This window comes from Companilactobacillus crustorum JCM 15951 (genome assembly GCF_001434585.1).
Taxonomy (GTDB): Bacteria; Bacillota; Bacilli; order Lactobacillales; family Lactobacillaceae; genus Companilactobacillus; species Companilactobacillus crustorum.
In genome coordinates this window covers 1-18,869 of record NZ_AZDB01000018.1, presented here as the reverse complement: position 1 = coordinate 18,869, position 18,869 = coordinate 1, and the positions used below count along the sequence as shown (strand labels likewise).

Here is an 18,869-nt window from a genome sequence, read left to right as displayed (position 1 = left end):
GCATTATTTGTTCTGAAGATTCATTTTATGAAAGTAATTAAAGACATAACCTTCTCTAACACCGAAATTCGAAAAACGAATTTCTTTAGAGGGGGTTTTTTTAATAATTTCGGAGATAATTAAAATCCCCCCTAAAATCACTTCGTATCTGCCATCGCTTAATTCTTTAATTTGACTACGTTCCTCAAGCGATGAGTGGATCAATTTATTAAAAAGCTCATCAATTTGATCGCACGAAATAACAGAATTATGCAAGGTCTTTTTATTTTTACCTTCACGATTCAAAATGCTTGTCACAGCCCTTAAAGTTCCACCAAGGCCAACAAAATTGGCAGGCGCACTCATCCACTGTAAATCAGCTAAACGCTGACTGATATCTTTTCTGGCGGCTCGTAATTGATTTTCTTTTATTGGATCACTCGCTAAATACAAGTCAGAAATTGAAATAGCTCCAATTGGAATACTGAGTCCATGCTTAAGACGGCCTTTTTTAGCCAAACTAATCTCGCTGCTTCCACCACCAACATCAACAATAAGAGCATCTTTAATCCGCATTGTACTTCTGACGGCCACATAATCATAGTATGCTTCTTCCTTTTCATTGATGATCTCTAACTGCAAACCAGTTTCTTTTAGAACTGCAAAAATCAATTGTTCTTGATTCTTAGCCATTCTTACTGCAGCGGTAGCAATTAAACTCGTACGATCCACTTGATATCTTTCAATTCGGTCTTGAAATTTTTTTAGCACATCAATTGTTTCTTCAATTTGATCGTTGGTCAATAATCGGCTCTGAGCGATTGACTTTCCCAATCTGACCGGTTCACGCCAGCGATCTAATGTTTTAAAACGATTTTTTTTTGAAGATTTATACACTGATGTTCTAATGGAGTTAGATCCAATTTCAATAACTGCTAACTTCAAATTTACATCACATCCCATTGTATCAATTATATAAAAAAATAGGCCTACATAGTAGGTCTATTTTAATAAAGCTAAGAAATTAAGTCATTTTTTAATTGTTTTCTCTCATTGAAGAACTGCTTATACCCTAAATAGCAGGAAATAATTGATCCAATACTTGTTGACGCTAAAAGCATAAAAGTTACCATAATCTGATATTTAATAGCTTTAACTGGATCAACCCCAGCAAAAATCAATCCGGACATCATTCCCGGCAAACTGACTAATCCTAAAGTTTTAATCGAATCGATAGTTGGCTGCATGCCGCTTTTAATACTATCTCGTAAAATATCCAAAGAAGCCAATTTGATATCAGCACCTAAAGCTAATTTTTCCAAAACTTGTTGATGACGATCTGTAAAAGTCTGTTTCATATTTCGATAGCAAAGACCAATTGCCACCATAATATTACTGGCAATCATCCCAGTAACTGGCACAATTTGTTCAGGAATAAATTTGATCGAGCCGGTAAAAACTAAAGTACCTAGAGTAATAGTCGTTCCTACAAAAATAGCCAAAAGCGACGACTGAAAAGCCTTAGGAATACCATTGCCACGTTTACCAGCATTATAAGACGCATTAATAACAATAATGACGAAACAAGCCAAAGTCAGCCAAACATCATTAGCCTTGATCACAAACTTTAAAACATAACCTACGATAGATAGCTGAACAATGGCACGAATGACACCAATTATAATATCTTTATCAATATGTAATTTTTCAATATAACCAATGATTAAGGCTACTAAGACTAGAACAAAGCCCAAGGCTAAAGTCGAATTAGAAACTGTTAAATTAGTCATTTTGAAGTTCCCCATTTCTAATCATAATTTTATCAGTGGCATCATCAATCTCTGTTTCATCATGAGTGACCCGCAAAATAGTCAATCCCCGTTGATTGAATTCATTTAACATTCGATGCACAATATTTTTATTCTCGGCATCTAATCCTGCTGTTACCTCGTCAGTTATCAACACTTCCGGTGGAAAAATCAAATTACGAATCAAAGCAATCCGCTGCTTTTCACCACCAGAAACATCGTTAACGCTTTTGTCGAGATATGTTTCATTTAAATTGACCATCTCCAAATTAGCAATCATTTTGGATTCATCTAGTTCTTGCTTTCTAACTTCAAATGGAAAAACTAAATTTTCTCTGACTGTTTTGCCAAATAAAGTTGGCTGTTGAAAAGCATACGACACCTTTTGTCTATATTCAGTAGGTTCAAATGTATTAAGAGGCTGTCCGTTAAAAAGCACTTGTCCACTAGTGGGACTGATCATCGAAGCCAATATGCGCATGAAAGTACTTTTTCCACTTCCTGACGGACCTACTACCGTCAAATAGGCACCCTTTTCAATATCTAAGTTAATATTCTTTAAAATTTTTGTTTCTCCAACTTGATATGACAAATCCTGAACATTAAATATATTTGTCATGACATCACCTTCGCTCTCACTTTAGTATTATCTATTGTGTTAGTTTTATATTCTAAACTAGCTTACAAGAATTTCCTCATAAAACCAACTAAGTTAACCGCTAATTACCACTTATCCACGAAAACTAAATTATCGTAAGTATTAAAAAGTGCCATCTTCCACTGCATTAGAAACGGTCTGGGACCTAGTGACGGACTCAGCGCCTCTTAGCAATGATAAGATTTACACCTATAAAAAATAGCTAGTGACTTTGATATAAAAAGTCATTAGCTATTTTCGTGTTCAAATATTTAAAATAAAAAATCATGTAACAGTTACATTATGGAGCAAAGATTGAAATTAGCTCAGTCGTGCCCACAGTATTCCAGCCAAATTTCGATTTTTGTGAAAGGTGGGACACTTATACTTTAACTAAATTTAAGCAAAAACTCGTTTTACACCGGCAATATTTCCACGATCTGAGTAAATTGAGTGAACTTGAACTGCATAAGGCCATGATTCGATCATTGTTGAAGCATCCAAAAGGATACCCACATGCCATAACATTCCACTTGAAGGATCTGTAAAGAAGATCAAGTCTCCACGTTGACGATCATTGAAATTGACTTGTGGAATTCTAACGTCATTCCAGTACATTTGACAATTCCATTCGTTTCCTGGTTGTGCATGTTGAATACTTGAGATTGGTGCTGAATCAATTCCTGAAGCATAAAGTGCTTGAGTAACTAATCCTGAACAATCAACCCCATAATCAGGTGAACTTGAAGCACCAGAAATCCATGGTTGGCCTAAATATCTATAGGCTTCATTGATCATAGCTTCAATATGGTCTGAACGAGTACTTGTCATATTTGTTCTTAAAGGAGCAATGTATGAATCGATTCCATACCAGCTATTTTCGGTTAATCCCATAGCTTCCCAAGTTGCCAAATCAACTGTTCCTGTTACAGGCAAACCTTTTCTAGCTTGTAAAGATCTAACACTGCTTGCTACGGCACCGTCATAAATTGTATGAGCATTAGAATAACCAAAGTATCTTCGTACTAACCAAGTTTTGATACCTTCAACGCCGTTATACAATTCATAGCCAACATTGCCACCACTAGGTTTGATTTGTGTATTTTGGATTTGCAACCAGCCATTAGGATTTTGATATACTGCTGCCGTTGTAGCATCATCACTATTTATCCATACATTATTAGCTATTTGATAATAAGTTTTTCCATTGGCATTATCTGTTCGGTTATATTTCCAAACAGAATTGCCATCAAAATTACGTTGACCACTTTTTACAAAACCAGCATCATTACGAGAATAATTAACGGCACCATATGATTTAACACGGACATCGCCATCAGCAGCACTACCATAAGCTACTACGACATCTTTGCCATTAGTATATTCATTTGTTGCCACACGATAATATATATCGCCGTTATAGCTCAACTTTTGATCTGTATACCAAGGTGTATTATTGCCTAAAGCTCGATTAGAAATTTGTTTGCCATCTTGGGTATACAATACAGCCACATTCTTAGTTGTAACAACTGCTTGCATTGGTGTAGTACTTGTTGTAGTACTGTTTGCTTGAGTGGTTGCAGTTGCTGTCTGAGATTGATCAGTTGCATTGGCAACTGTTGCGTTATTATCTGTTGTGTCGGTAACTGCTGTCGTTTGAGCTTGTTGATCTGTATTTTCTACAGCCGTAGCTTGTGACACTGCTTGAGTTTGATTGCCTTGTGTATTGTCAGCGGTATTCTCAATTTGACTATCTGCTGTTTCAACTGTATCAGCCTTAACATTTTGTTGTGTCGTTATTGATAGCATTGCTAAAGCAAAACTGCAGACAAAAAATAATTTTGATTTTTTATTCATTCTTTTATCCCCTAATAACTTATTGCACGTCTATTTTGTGTGTTCCAATTATTGATAAATTGGTCAATCCCCATTTGAAGGGTTTGATCAGTCCAGCAATCGTTATAATATACATATTTTGAATCGTAACCCGTAACTACTAAAGCGTGATATGGAAATCCATAAAGCGTATTCCATGTAACAACTGGATGCCCTAAATTAATTTGATACTTTATCGCATCAAAACCTTGTCCAGTAAGATTCTTGGCTGTCCCAGTATATTTTTCAACTAAGCCCATCAATGCTGATGGAAAAATTGTAATCCCAGTCGAATCCCATGGTTGACCAATATAACCATAATTAGGATCACTGCTTCGTGGCATTTCACGGGCCATTTGCATCTTATCGACATTTGCACCAGCATATTGCAACATCATAGTCACAGCTGTAATTTCACAACCATTAGGTAACTCTGGACGTTGAGCAATCAAAGGTACTCCCGTAATCCAATCAGCATCTTTATATTGACCATTATTAACAACTACATAATCTTGTGGCAACCAAGTATCTGAACTAATTTGATACCATTCCTTACCACCAATCAAAGCATGATTGCTAATTTTCCAACTAGTTCCCGTATCCAAATTGTTACCTTCATAAACTGCACGATTACCGTAACTATTAAATGAATGCACACTAGCTCCAGCCTTATAAACTATGGTTGCATCGCCTTGATATGGCTGTACATATGATTGGAAAGTTCCATCATTTGAGTTTGCATATTCCGATGTTGAAACCCGATAATAATTCGTACCATTAAAATTGTGCAGAGTGTCTGCATACCATCCACTATTGCCTGACAAGCCACGTCCCGTTATAACATTTCCGTCTGCTGTATATAGCGGAATATAACTAGTTGTACTATTAGTTGTATAAACGCCATCAACCGATTGATCTGCTACATTTTGTCCAGCTGGCTGACTGTTTTCTGACTGTGTCTGCTGAGTATCCGTCACCATGTCTTGAGCTTGATTGCTTGTTTTCGTGACCTCATCAGTTTGATCAGTCTTAATATTAACTGTCGCTTGATCATCAGTATTAGTTTCCGTATCGCCTTGAGTATTCGCTGCAGTATTTTGAGCTACATTCGTTTCCTGATTGACATCTACTTGATCAGCTTTAACAACGTTCGTTGAAAAAAGACAACTAGACGCAAACAGAGTTGCATAAAGTAATTTTCTCTTCATCCCCATATTTTTCCCTTTCAAGGAAATAGTATGAGATAATTGAACAGAAATAGCAATATATAAATTTATTATTTCTTATGAAAACAATAAATTCATATTATATAATTCATTATAATTTCCAATTAAATTTAGGTCATTTTAGACAAAAAAGCTGAGATATCGGACTATGAAATATTCATAGATTCGACTCTCAGCTTTTTAATATTCTAAATTATTTTTGACTTTTAATTTCTTGGATCAATTTAGCTTGAGCTTCAGCCTTAAAGGCTTTTTCAGCTTGTTGTGTAACTTGTTTCTGTTGATCAGCACTCATTGAAGGATTGGTTTGCATTGCTTTAGTTACTGCTGCTTTAACATAAGCTGCACCATCTTGCTTCATTTGAGCTTGGAATGATTTACTCTTCATTTTCTTTTGTAGTTGACTAGCTTGAGTTGTTGTCAAGACTAACCAATCTTTACCGACTTTAAAGGTATTTGTTTGTTTGACAAATTCTTTATTATTGTCGGAAATTCCAAATAGAAATGAATAAAAGTCATTCTTATATTCCCAACGAGTTGTTTTCTTAGTTAATGTAGCGGCTGAATAATTACCAGTCTTAACTACGTTCTTAACATTATAATCAACTTTAGTTGTAGTAGGTTTCTTTTTATTAGCTGTTTCAGGTGTCCGATAAACATAGACATCCTCTTTGCCACTAGTACCAAGTTCCTTCTTTAGCAAAAGTTTAGAACCTTTTTGAACTGATTGAATTTGATAAGTCTTTTCATCATCAACCTTTTGCATTCCAAAGTGTCCATACTCATTTGACACTAATAAAACCAAACTAATAATAAACAAGGCAATAAATGTAAATGATAGTCCATAACCGACTTTTTTATTTTTCAAAAATACGGCGAAGTAATAAGCCAAACCTGCGCAAATTAGAATTGAAACTAATATCATTATTTATCACCTGCCAATCTTGTTTTCTTTAATGTATCAACATCAACTGATTTTGATTTTGAACTGTTAGTAACCATTAAACTAATCAGATAACCAATCACACAGAACAAAATAGCGACCGCAAAGGCAGCGTGGTATCCACTTAAAGTAGCATTGAAAAAATGATCCTTATATTTCAATGGTGATTGAGCTAATAATGATTTTCCAGGCTTTAAATTGTTTGTAACGTTAGTTAGAACACTAACCAAAATAGCCGTACCCATAGAACTGAAGACTTGGCGAACTGTGTTATTAACAGCAGTACCATGACTCATTAAGTTAAATGGCAAAGCATTCATACCATCGGTTGTAACAGGCATCAAAACCATAGAAATACCGAACATACGAATCATATAAAGAACAACAATATCAAGAACTGGTGTTGACTTAGTTAGGAATAAGAAAGGAATTGTACCGGCAGTCAATAAGAACATACCCATACGTGCCAAATCCTTAGGTCCAAACTTATCAAAGGCATTACCAGTGATAGGACTCATGATACCAATCATCAAAGCACCTGGTAGAAGCGTTAATCCTGAGTGGAAAGCTGACATACCTTTAACAATCTGAAGGTACAATGGTAGAACCATTTCAACACCGATCATTGCCATATTTGTAACTGATGACAAAGCTGCGGCGATAGCAAATTTCTTTTCTGTGAAAACTCGTAATTCCAAGAAAGGTTTATCCATATGTAATTGACGGAAACCAAACAATAGAATAAATATAATACCAGCCACAATTGAACCAATAACGGTTATTGAACCCCAGCCGTCGTTACCAACAGATGAGAAGCCATACAAAATGGCACCAAATCCAACGGTTGACTCGATCAAGGACAAAACATCAAGTTTCGTACGATGAGTTTGAATAACTGGTCTCATAAAGATACAGGCCAAGATCAAAACTAAAATAACAATTGGAATGATCATTCCAAACAAATCTCTCCATGTGAAGTTATCAATGATAAATCCTGAAAGCGTAGGTCCAATAGCAGGGGCTAAACCAATAACTAAACCACCCAGACCCATGGCAGCACCACGCTGATTAGCAGGGAATATTGACAGCATAACAACTTGCATCAATGGCATTGTAATACCAACGCCGACTGCTTGAATCAAACGTCCTGCCAAAATCACGCCAAAACTTGGTGCCACAAAACACATAATTGTACCGACTAAGAAAGTCGACATTGCGATAATATATAAAATCTTTGTACTAAAGTTGTTACTTAACCAAGCAGTAACAGGAATCATAATACCGTTAACCATCAAGAAACCAGTTGTCAACCACTGAACATCAGAAGTTGTAACACTAAATTCCTTCATTAAGGTTGGGAAAGCGGTAGTTAAAATTGTACCGTTTAAAACAGTACAGAATGTACCAACAAGTAAAACCAAAACCAGAAGGTTACGATTAAATGTTTTTCCATGTGCATCCACAATTGCTTTATTATTACTTACCATAATAATAAACTCCTTTTTTCTATTTTATTTAGAAGGTATCTCGATGTTGTCTAAGTTTTTATAAACCTTTTCTAATATACTCTCTAGTTGCTTTTGTTCCTCAAAGCTGATTCCCTTGAACATTGTACTATTGCCTTTTTGAAAAGCATTTCGAATCACATCGTAAAACTTTTCCCCTGTTTCGGTAATTTTTACAATCTTCTTACGTCCATTACTGGGATCAGGATATCGAAAAACAAAACCATGATCTTCAAGTTTCTTTAATGAACGAGCGATGATTGCACCATCAGATAAAGTGATTTCTCCAATTTTATCCTGACTGCATTCATGCTTTTTATAGACAATTGCTAAAAGGATACTCTCAAAAGTATTAAGACCTTTATCCTTTAGATAAAAAGCCGCAATACGCCTTTTAATTTGAGTATATTTCATTACGAAACCAACTAAATTATAATCATCCATAAATTTACCTCATTTTATTAAAAAAAACTTTTCATTTTTTTACAACAAAAAATATGCTATACCCGACTCTTGATAAAATCAAGAGTTAAGCATAGCATTTTTCAGAAAAAATATTTTTTGTTTTCAGAAACTAGTCAAAATAATTAACGCCAATGGCTTTTCTAACTTCTGTTAAAGTTTGATTAGCAACGATGTTAGCGTTATCGCTACCCTTTTTCAAAATATCGTAAACACCAGGAATATCCTTTTCGTATTCTGCACGACGATTTCGAATTGGTTCAAGGATTTCTTGCAAAACATCATTCAAGTAACGTTTAACTTTAACATCACCCAAACCACCAGCTTGATATTGTGCTTTCAATTCAGCAATCTTTTCCTTATCAGTTCCAAATGCATCAAGATATGTAAAGACAGTATTGCCTTCAATTTTACCGGGATCCTCAACATGGATGTGATCAGGATCAGTATACATAGACATAATCTTCTTAGTTACCACATCAGCTGGATCTGATAGATAGATACAATTTCCCAATGATTTACTCATCTTAGCATTGCCATCGATTCCAGGTAATCTACCTTGACCCTTTGGTGGGAAATAGCCCTCTGGCTCAACCAATGTATCAACATTATAGGTATTGTTAAAAGTTCGCACGATTTCACGAGCTTGTTCCATCATTGGCTCTTGGTCATCGCCGACAGGAACAGTATCAGCTTTAAAAGCGGTAATATCAGCGGTTTGACTGACTGGATATGTTAAAAATCCAGCAGGGATACTTTCACCAAAACTCTTTTGTCGAATTTCAGATTTAACTGTTGGATTTCTTTCCAGACGAGAAACAGAAACCAAATCAAGATAATACATTGTTAATTCATTCAAAGCTGGAATCTGTGATTGTACTAAAATATTAGTTTTACTTGGATCAATTCCTACAGAAAGATAATCAAGCGCTACTTGAATCAAACTATTACGAACTTTTTCAGGATTTCGAGCGTTATCAGTAAATGCTTGCATATCAGCAATCATGATAAACATCTTATACTTACCTTCATTTTGAAGCTTTACTCGATTTTTTAAAGATCCTAAGTAATGCCCAATGTGTAATTTTCCGGTTGGACGATCACCAGTTAAAATTGTATTTGTTTTCATGTTTCTCCTCCTGGACTATCATTAAAGTTAACAAATTTGAGTTTTTGATCAAGAGCTGTTAAAGTATTAACCTTGCAGTAATAAAAAAGCGTCCTATTATTCATATAAAATAATAGGACGCTTACACGTGGTGCCACCTGTTTTGTAGATCTAAATAATCTACCACTCAAAGCTATAAGGTAGCCACCCGTACCCATTTCCTAAATCAAGGTTAATAACTCTTCCAGCCATGGAGTTATTCTCTGAACTAACTTACTTGAATTAGTACTCAAAAATGTCTATGATTTAATGTACTCTAATTGCTATTAGCATAATTAAAAACCGACAAATTGTCAACGAGAGGTGTTTTTAATGACGATTAACCAAACCAAAGCTGAAGAACAAGAACGTGTTAATTCAGTTGCTAAAAAAATTGATGACAAAATTGAACGTGTTGATCAAAGTATTGAACAAACTCATCAAGAAACAAATCGAATTGAGCGTAACTATGGTGAAAATACCAAAGTCAATACTACCGAAGTCGATGACCAAATGGAAACTAACGCCTCTGTTCAACAACAGAAACAGTTGGTGGCTTTGGCTGTTGAAAATGAAAATATTTTAAATTCTAATCGCTTGAAACTCGAAAACTTACAAGGATCGCCTTATTTTGGCAGAATCGATATTGTTGAAGATGGTGAAAAAGACACGCTTTATATAGGTACTTCTACCCTTCAGGATGATGATGGCGAATTTTTGATTTACGATTGGCGTGCTCCTATTTCAGGTATTTATTACAACGGAATGTTAGGCAAAGTTCATTACCAAACACCTAATGGAACTGCCGAGGTCGATTTAAAGAAAAAACGTCAATTTCAAATCGTTCATAACAAAATTCGTACCATGTTCGATACCAACGAAACCGTCGGCGATGAAATACTCCAATCTGTCTTAAGCGAATACAGCGACGAATACTTAAAAAATATTGTTGCTACCATTCAGCATGAACAAAATACAATCATCCGTGATACTCACTCTGACGTCCTATTAGTCCAAGGTGTTGCTGGCTCTGGTAAAACATCAGCTATCTTGCAACGTGTTGCTTACTTGCTCTACCACAGCCGTTCAACAATGAATGCGGACAATATTGTTTTGTTCTCACCCAATAAATTATTCAGTAACTATATTTCTGAAGTTTTGCCTAGTTTAGGTGAAAGAAATATGCGCCAAGTTACTTTAAACGAGTTCATTTTCTTACGTCTAACCGGAGTTCAGGTTGAAACACTCTTTGAACGTTATGAAAGAGATGAACATAATCTTCCTAGTACAGCTATCAAGATGCGTTTGTATAAAGAAAGTGGCGACTTCTTAGATAAATTGCAGGAACTTGAAGAACAACATCCCGAACATATTTTGCATTTTGAAAATGTTATTTTTGAAGGTAAACCATTCTTTACTAAAGAGGAAATTTCAGATATCTATGATCATGTTAACCATGCTTATCACATTCCTGACCGCTTCCTCAAAACTAAAAACATCTTAATTAAACAACTTCAAAAACGAATCCATGAAGATCGTAATGAAGATTGGGTTCAAGCAGAAATTGATAATCTTTCAGATGAAGATTTCCAACAGATCATTACTGATCATAATATTGAGGAATCTTCGAACCAACGTGAAATTATTGCAGAAGAATTCTTACGTGAACGCTATGCTCCTATCTATAATGCCTTGCTCAATAACTATTTCTTCAATCCCTATAAAGAATATCTTTTCTTATTGGGCACAATGAAGCAAAACTTAGTTTCTGACAATATTTGGCAGACAATGATTGAATCAATTGATGATCAAATAGAATCTCACAAGTTAAAACTTAGCGATTCTATAGCAATTCTTTATCTTCGCGATATTATTACCGATGGTGGTATCAATCATGCCATTCAACATATCTTTATCGATGAAGTTCAAGACTACACAATGGCTCAATTGAAATATATTTCTCATGCCTTCCCTAATGCCAAAATGACACTCTTGGGCGATCGAGCTCAAGACGTATTAACAAGTTCTTATCGTCAAAACGATTTAGTTACAGAAGTTAACGATCTCTTTAGCAAAAAGAGAATAACTACAATTACCCTCAATCAAAGTTATCGTTCTACCGCCGAGATCACTAAATTTGCTACCAAACTGTTGCCTAATGGCGATGAAGTTAAAGCTTTCTCACGCCAAGGCGAAGATCCTGTCATTAAAGTTTTTGAAGATGACAATTATTACCAAGGCTTGAAAGAAACTGCCAAAGATCTTAATAAAAAATACGAAACTGTAGCAATTTTAACTAGAAACCAAGCTCAGGCTGAACAAATTTATACTCACTTTAGCGATGAATCGATTGTTACTTTAGTTGATGCTGATTTCCGTTCCATTCCTAAGGGAATTTTGATTTTACCAATTTATTTGGCTAAGGGACTTGAATTTGACGCTGTAATTGGTCATGACATTTCTGCTACCAATTATCCTGATCAACGTAGTGTTGATGTTCTCTACACTATTTGTACCAGAGCTATGCACAGTTTAACCTTGTGCGTTGATAAAAATATTTCACCTTTATTGAACAGCGAACCTGCCGAACTTATTTCTGAGAAGTAAACTAAGCTTGATTCTTCATATACTTGGTTAAAGTATAAGTATTCCGCCTTCCACAAAAATTGAAATTTGGCTGGAACGCTGTGGGCACGACTTGAAACTTATGCTACGCATAATTTCCAAGCTCGGCCTTATTCTAAGCAATAAATTGCCAAGAATAATCTCACAGCTGAGCCAATTTCAATTTTCGTTCCAGGCTAATGTCACTGTTATATAATTTTTCATTTTAAATATTTTAAACACGAAAAGAGCTAATGACTATAATATAAAAAGTCATTAGCTCTTTTTTTAGATTTGAATTTTATCATTGTTGCAAGTTTGAAGGTTAATAATATTAACTAATAAACTAATCTGGAACGGAGCTAGGATGGTCTCAGTAGTGATATTTATCTTAGTGTGGAACACACTTAGATAAAGGTGGAGCTTGAAGACTGTTGGCAAAGCCAAGAGACTCCAAGTCCGCCCACTACGTTCCAGACCATTCCTAGCGCAGTGGAAGATGGCATCCTTTAATACTTGCGATTTAACCAATCTTAAGCAAGAAACACTAGAAGCTTACTTAAATCTATTTTTTTAATTTAATTTCTCTAAATAATTATTGTACCAACGGCGGCACTAACCATAGCTACAAAAATGGCCATTTTTTCATCTTTGGTATATAGATAAGTCAAAGCATAACACCAGCCCAAGGCCATCATCATCAAAAATTGAATGAGGGAACCAGGTAGACTGATCAATCCAGCTACAACTCCACTCAACAAAATACCCATGATAGCACTGTATGCAGAACTCTTTCTAAAGAAGTAATTAAAGAAAAATCCTGTCTGAACTAACTGTTGTTGAATTGTTACAATAAAGACATTTGCAACCATATTGAAGACAAAAACATTTTGATCTGAACTTAAAACATCATCATTTTGAAAACTAGGTAATTTACCAGTTACTTGTAAATAACTGACCATAATTCTCAGCAGACAAACTAAAATAATCATCAAACCAACTAAGCCGATATTAGAAACTAAAGAATATACAAATCCTTCAGCCGTGTCAGAAAACGAATTTTCCTCACGTATATACTTTCTTATCATTAAAAATAATGTAACTAAGCCAACCACAAAAAAGGCAATTACTATTGGTGTATCTAAGCCGCTTTTATTGGCTGAATTATTTTTTAACATTAAAGTAACGATAGAAAATGCAATCCAAATTATATATCTAACGAAATCTGTTCCTGGGGATTCTCCTACGCGCATAATAACTTCTTCCAATCAATAATTTTACTTTGTCATTATATCATACGCCAATACTTCATTTTCATTCCGTTTTCAACTATTATTAATAGAGTATTTTATGGAGGGATTTTTAATGAATAAAAACCATCGTATTTTTTATCTTGATTTCATCCGTGTTATCGCTATTTTACTAGTTATTTTTATTCACGTTTCGGCTATCGACACTACTTTAAATGTCGGAACTGGTCAGTGGCAAATAACTAAAATTTTAAATTATTTAGCTCATATTAGTGTTCCAATCTTCTTTATGATTTCTGGTTCTTTATTACTTAACAGTAAAAAAACTACTTCTCTGTCCTACACTTGGAAGCAAAGAATTCCTCGAGTAGTAATTCCCTTTGTTCTTTGGTCAATTATTTCACCAATTGTCGTTGGGATCTACGCTCACTCACTATCGTTACATAATGTTTTAAGCGCTGTTAAAACAATTCTCTATCAACCGACATCCCCTACACTTTGGTTTATGTACCCTCTAGTAGGAATCTATATTCTTTCTCCTGTGATCAAAACATTCGTTCAAAATGCTACTAATGGGATGCTTATCTATGTTACTGGTATCTGGCTTGTAACCTGCTCTTTAATCCCATCAATTGCTGTCATGTTACCTAAGAATTTTGAACATGTACTAGAGTTATCGCCTGTAGCAAACTTTTTCTTAGTCGGTGGCTTTACAGGATATTTCATTCTAGGTTATCTATTAACCAAATTAAAAGTTGAAAATACTAATAATTTAATTTTGATAGTAATCTTTTTGGTCGTCGGTATTGGTGGCAACTTTGTTTCGGAAATTTTTCCTAATATTTTTGATACAAACAATAATTACTATGTCACTTCTATTTTCATCCCGATCATGTCTGTAGCGGCCTTTATTCTGTTACAAAAATGGGGTAATCGTATTACATCTGCCACAACCATCAAAGTTTTTGAATTCCTATCACCTTTAGTTTTCGGTGTTTATCTAATTCATAACTTATTGATTCTTTATATCGAACCTTTCTTTATGAACCATATTGCTATCCATGGTTTGATTGCAACTTTTATTCGTTACATTGTAGTAACAGTTCTTTCAATTATTATCATTTGGATTTTAAATTTAATTCCTGGTATCAATTACTTACTAACCGGAAATTCACGCAAAAGAAATTCTAAATAACTAGCAATAAGAAAATCCAGTGTAGCAACCGTTTTATTGGTTGTCACACTGGATTTTTATGTGGAAAAAATTATTTTGGCTCTGTATTTACTACTTAATCTTCTTTTTTAATTCGAGTTGTTTTCAAAATAAATGCAAAGGCAGCTAGAATCAAGCCAATAATTGTTGCCATTATCCCCGTTGTTTCTCCGGTTTGTGGCAAAGTACCTGTTGAAGTAGTTGAGTCAGTTGTTGGAGTTTGCGATTCATCTTTATTATTGCCAACAACGCCTGATAACAATCCATCCTCTAAATTATTATTATTTTCATTAGAAGTATTTCCTTCTGAGCCACCGTTAGTAATTAAACCAGCTTCATTATCGGTATTTTCATCAGGTGTGTTTTCTTCATTACCTTCATTGTTCTCTTCAGAACCGTTATTATCTTCTTCGTTGCCGTTCTCGTTATCATCTGTATCAGGCTTTTCAGCTTCACTGCCGCCATCAACCTCTACTAGGCCACCGGTATCAGGATCAATATCCTCTTCTATTTCTTTATCATGCTTATAAATGTTTTCACCGTTATTTTCCTCTTCACCTGGTAAATCCGGTAATTCGCCAGGAATAGTGACAGCAAGTTCAAACTCGGTTTCATCATCTTTATCACTATCATCATCTTGAAGATCCCATCTATGGGTTTCAGCATTAACGTTTACCTTATCAGCCACAATATTACCATCAAGGTTTTGGTTAACATTAATAGTTGCCTTTGGAGCCAAAACGCTCCCTTGGAAAGGACGATCAATATTTATTTGACCATCATATAATTTGTCACTAGCGGTACTGTCATAAAAGTTCCAAAGCAAATGATTATCATCAAAATATTCAGTCTCTTGGTTAGGACGTTCTGTATTGTCGTTTGTTTTACCGTCATTATAAATCAGTTTGATTTGAGAATTGACAGTATAGGGATCTTGACCTTTAGTATCAACGTTAATAATAATATTGGTTCCACCATTGTCCTTCGAGAGTCCAAAGATTGTTAATGGTGTACCGCTAGTCAATACGTCTGGATCAACATTAATGACAATTTGATTATTAGCATTAGGTTGATAATCCTCGAGGTTAATAACTCTTTGATTTTGATCAGGAAAATCACTATTAGAAACTGTTACTTGAGGATCTTGGTTAGCTAAAGAATTCGATTTACTCTCTAATTTTCCAAAATAATTTGAAAAATCAATATATTGGTTTCCATTCTTATCCTGATAAGTTTCATCCTTAGTTAAATGATCGATATCAGTTTGGTCAACCTTTGTTCTATTAGGATTAGATACATCGATCGTATTTCCTTCACCAAAAACAACTTTATTAGTTCTATTTTCAGTTTGGCTTACAAAGGAACTATTGGCAATATTGTTATGTGCTTGTACATAAGAAACATCTTTATCCACGTGTCCTTCATGAACATTAGTACCAAAATTAACATGACCCGTTAGTCTTCCCACGGCAATATTTCCATTTGTATGGGCATTTAAAGTAGCTTCATTGGCAAAAATATGAAAATTGGAAGCATATCCTAACTGATTATTATTCTCATTCGAAAAGTCATCGCTAACTTTGCCACCATCTTGAACATCACTGTTAGCTGCTTGTGTTACGGCAGAATTTTGTGAACTGGCTTGTGTCGTAGCCGTTGTCACACTATTTAAACTATCGTTATTAGCAGTAGCTGTTGATGTTGTACTTGCAGCTGTATCTTGAGCCGTAGTTGTATCTGCATGAACCGTTGTACACATTCCCGTTAAAATCAGAGTACTTACAGCAGCACAAGATAAAGCCCATTCTTTTCCCTTTTTCATAAACATAATTAACTAAATCTCCCTCAATAATTTAGAATAATTATTATCTAAATAATAAAAATCGGTAATAATTTTATTTATGAAAATTATTGCTCTACTCTATATCATTGTCAAATTACTATTTAATTATATTTTTATGACGATTATTTAACCTATAAGTTGCATACACAGCTAATGAAATCAATAGTGACGAAAAAATTCCCAATCCCTTAAATCCAATCTGTTCATAAAAAATCGATCCAAATGTTGATCCTAACGTTAGCCCCCAGTATAAGAAGGAGCTATTAAATGACATTACAGTTGATCGATTGCTAGGAACAACGTTAACTATATAGGCTGTTAATGCTGTAACACCAATTCCTTGAGTTAAGGCAATCAAAATCAAAAAAATCAGTATATTAACGAGTCTTCTGTCATAAAAGGACAATCCTAAAATAAAAATACTAGATAATATCCCATTAATAATGATATTTTTCAAAGCCCCAATTTTAGAAATTATCGTTCCTCCAAAAAAACTAGCAATAAAATTGCTCAATCCATAAACAATGAATACATAGCCTGTTTTTGAGACATTTAAGTTGAAAGCATCGTGCAAATAAGTTCCCAAAAACGTATAAATCGTATAAAAACCGAACATCCAGACAAGATTTATTGATAATGCCCACAGAGCTTCTTTAGAATTCCAAAGATTTTTAAATCCTTCTAAATAGTTCAAAGTATTCTCTGAATTCCCTCCATTCTTAGGAATTACTTCTAAAAGAACTGGTAAAACTAATAGAATCAAAATACCTGATCCCCAAAAAGCCATATGCCAATTAGCTAATTGAGCTAAAGTTGTCCCTAAAGGAACTCCAACCGCAATAGACAACGATAAAGCTGACATAACAATGCCCATAACTATATTTAATTTTTTGCCTTCAAAATGATTGCCAATTATAGCCCAAACATTGGGCATCGATAGAGCCGCTCCTAATCCAGCTATTGCTCTAAAAAAATAAAATTGATAAATATTTTGCGAGACCGCACATAAGAAACTGCCAATAAGAAAAAACAAAATACCTAGCATTAATAAATTCTTTTGCTTAAATTTGTCGCCCAATGGTCCAAAAAATGGCGAACTCAAAGCATAGCAGAGTGCGTAAATAGTTACTGCTAAAGCCACGGCTTCAACTGATACATTGAAATCTTTGGCTATTGCCGGCAATAACGGAGAAATAATAAATGAATCAGCACCCATAACAAAAACCACCAAAAACAAGCCAACAACCATCATGAATTCATTCAATTTAAAATCTATTCTTTTAATCATCTTTAAGGCTTCCTTAATAATTTTATTCATCTCGAAATATAAGTTAAATTAAAAAAAAGACAATACGGGAATTTAATCATACTTAGTATCATTAAATTCCCGTATTGCTTTTTCAATTATTATATTTCCAACTAATAAAATGCTACAATTCACTTAAATTATGACTATTTAGGAGGCTCACTTATGGATGCTCTAGATATGAAAACTCGTCATGGAGAACTCTGCCCATTGGACACTACTTTAAAAATTCTCGACGGAAAATGGAAATCTATTATTCTCTGTCGCCTAATGGAACAGGAACTTCGTTACAGTGAACTACTCAAGACATTGCCCGGTTGTACAAGACGTATGTTATCCTTACAACTCTCACAATTGGAACAGGATCAAATTATCGCAAAAGAAATTGACGTTTCTTTTATTCCCATAAAAACTAGTTATCATCTAACCGATCTAGGTAAATCACTTGTTCCTCTTATCAAATCAATGGACCAGTGGGGAGAGATGTATATCAAAACAATCCAAGATACTACCTCATCTGAGATTATTTAAAATCCCATACAAAAATCCTCCAACTGGAAAAATCAGCCACCAATAACGGCTTAAAAAATCCCAAACATTCATATGATACTCTGTAGAATGTTCAACTTTAATATTCTTTTGTAGCCGATTGTCGCCTTTAATTAGACTATCTAACGTCACATTAAAAAGATCACTGATTTGAATCAAGCGTTCGATGTCTGGATAAGCACTACCCAATTCCCATTTAGAAACTGACTGACGGCTGACATGTAATTTTTCTGCTAAATCATTTTGACTCCAGCCTTTTTTCTCACGTTCTTCTTTAATTCTTGTTCCTAAGATCATCATCAATCACCGCCTTTTAAATTAATTTGAGTATGTTCTCTTTCAATTTATTTGTCATCAATAAAAGCCGCACATTATTAGAGAAAACGTCAACCACCGGTTGCAACTGTGGTAGCACTTCCTCATAACGATGGCAAAACGCTTAGAATATTAAACTGGTTTTGATTAAGGGATGCCGCCTTCCACAAAAATCGAATTTTTTAGGCTGTACGATAAATAGAGTTG

16 protein-coding genes are annotated in these 18,869 nt (G+C 34.6%); 3 read left to right on the top strand and 13 right to left on the bottom strand.

Annotated features, from left to right (window positions below; all coding sequences use genetic code 11):
• Positions 1-3 precede the first annotated feature (3 nt).
• From FD26_RS06310 to trpS, 9 genes are all read right to left on the bottom strand, one after another.
• Positions 4-924: a Ppx/GppA phosphatase family protein gene (locus FD26_RS06310; RefSeq protein ID WP_057867583.1), complete on the bottom strand. Its 921-nt coding sequence runs from the start codon at positions 922-924 to the stop codon at positions 4-6.
• A 71-nt stretch (positions 925-995) separates the two neighbouring features.
• Positions 996-1,769, bottom strand: a complete 774-nt coding sequence (locus tag FD26_RS06305) for an ABC transporter permease (protein WP_057867582.1) — start codon at positions 1,767-1,769, stop codon at positions 996-998.
• Positions 1,762-2,406, bottom strand: coding sequence for an ABC transporter ATP-binding protein (locus FD26_RS06300; RefSeq protein ID WP_057867581.1), 645 nt, complete (start codon positions 2,404-2,406; stop codon positions 1,762-1,764). The genes FD26_RS06305 and FD26_RS06300 overlap by 8 nt, the downstream gene beginning before the upstream one ends.
• Positions 2,407-2,823: 417 nt before the next feature.
• On the bottom strand, positions 2,824-4,281 hold the full coding sequence (locus FD26_RS06295; protein ID WP_057867580.1) for an NlpC/P60 family protein: 1,458 nt from the start codon (positions 4,279-4,281) through the stop codon (positions 2,824-2,826).
• Between the two features lie 11 nt (positions 4,282-4,292).
• Positions 4,293-5,507, bottom strand: coding sequence for a C39 family peptidase (locus FD26_RS06290; protein ID WP_235525343.1), 1,215 nt, complete (start codon positions 5,505-5,507; stop codon positions 4,293-4,295).
• A gap of 211 nt (positions 5,508-5,718) precedes the next feature.
• On the bottom strand, positions 5,719-6,450 hold the full coding sequence (locus FD26_RS06285) for a DUF4811 domain-containing protein (protein WP_057867578.1): 732 nt from the start codon (positions 6,448-6,450) through the stop codon (positions 5,719-5,721).
• Entirely contained in the window at positions 6,450-7,955 is a 1,506-nt protein-coding gene (locus tag FD26_RS06280; protein WP_057867577.1) for an MDR family MFS transporter, read from the bottom strand. Before FD26_RS06280 ends, FD26_RS06285 begins: the two co-directional genes overlap by 1 nt.
• Before the next feature lie 24 nt (positions 7,956-7,979).
• Complete coding sequence (locus tag FD26_RS06275) at positions 7,980-8,417, bottom strand: MarR family winged helix-turn-helix transcriptional regulator (protein WP_057867576.1); 438 nt, start codon at positions 8,415-8,417, stop codon at positions 7,980-7,982.
• A gap of 130 nt (positions 8,418-8,547) precedes the next feature.
• The gene (trpS, locus tag FD26_RS06270; protein ID WP_057867575.1) at positions 8,548-9,564 is read right to left on the bottom strand and encodes a tryptophan--tRNA ligase; all 1,017 of its coding nucleotides are present in this window, start codon (positions 9,562-9,564) and stop codon (positions 8,548-8,550) included.
• A 351-nt stretch (positions 9,565-9,915) separates the two neighbouring features.
• On the opposite strand from trpS, the gene helD reads away from it, so the two are divergent.
• The gene (helD, locus tag FD26_RS06260) at positions 9,916-12,189 is read left to right on the top strand and encodes an RNA polymerase recycling motor HelD (protein ID WP_057867573.1); all 2,274 of its coding nucleotides are present in this window, start codon (positions 9,916-9,918) and stop codon (positions 12,187-12,189) included.
• 584 nt (positions 12,190-12,773) lie between these two features.
• Here helD and FD26_RS06255 read toward each other — a convergent pair.
• Complete coding sequence (locus tag FD26_RS06255; RefSeq protein ID WP_057867572.1) at positions 12,774-13,439, bottom strand: CPBP family glutamic-type intramembrane protease; 666 nt, start codon at positions 13,437-13,439, stop codon at positions 12,774-12,776.
• Between the two features lie 112 nt (positions 13,440-13,551).
• Here FD26_RS06255 and FD26_RS06250 point away from each other — a divergent pair, with 112 nt between their 5' ends.
• Complete coding sequence (locus FD26_RS06250; protein WP_057867571.1) at positions 13,552-14,631, top strand: acyltransferase; 1,080 nt, start codon at positions 13,552-13,554, stop codon at positions 14,629-14,631.
• 94 nt (positions 14,632-14,725) lie between these two features.
• Here FD26_RS06250 and FD26_RS06245 read toward each other — a convergent pair whose 3' ends face one another.
• Positions 14,726-16,477 carry a collagen-binding domain-containing protein gene (locus tag FD26_RS06245; RefSeq protein WP_057867570.1) on the bottom strand — a complete coding sequence of 584 codons (1,752 nt, stop codon included), beginning with the start codon at positions 16,475-16,477 and terminating at the stop codon, positions 14,726-14,728.
• A 112-nt stretch (positions 16,478-16,589) separates the two neighbouring features.
• Positions 16,590-17,780 carry an MFS transporter gene (locus FD26_RS06240; RefSeq protein ID WP_082596244.1) on the bottom strand — a complete coding sequence of 397 codons (1,191 nt, stop codon included), beginning with the start codon at positions 17,778-17,780 and terminating at the stop codon, positions 16,590-16,592.
• 183 nt (positions 17,781-17,963) lie between these two features.
• Between FD26_RS06240 and FD26_RS06235 the strand changes: the two genes are divergently transcribed.
• Entirely contained in the window at positions 17,964-18,329 is a 366-nt protein-coding gene (locus FD26_RS06235; protein ID WP_057867569.1) for a winged helix-turn-helix transcriptional regulator, read from the top strand.
• On the opposite strand, the gene FD26_RS06230 is transcribed toward FD26_RS06235, so the two are convergent.
• A complete protein-coding gene (locus FD26_RS06230) occupies positions 18,312-18,644 on the bottom strand; it encodes a helix-turn-helix domain-containing protein (protein ID WP_057867606.1) in 333 nt (110 codons plus the stop codon). The genes FD26_RS06235 and FD26_RS06230 overlap by 18 nt on opposite strands.
• Between the last annotated feature and the right edge of the window lie 225 nt (positions 18,645-18,869).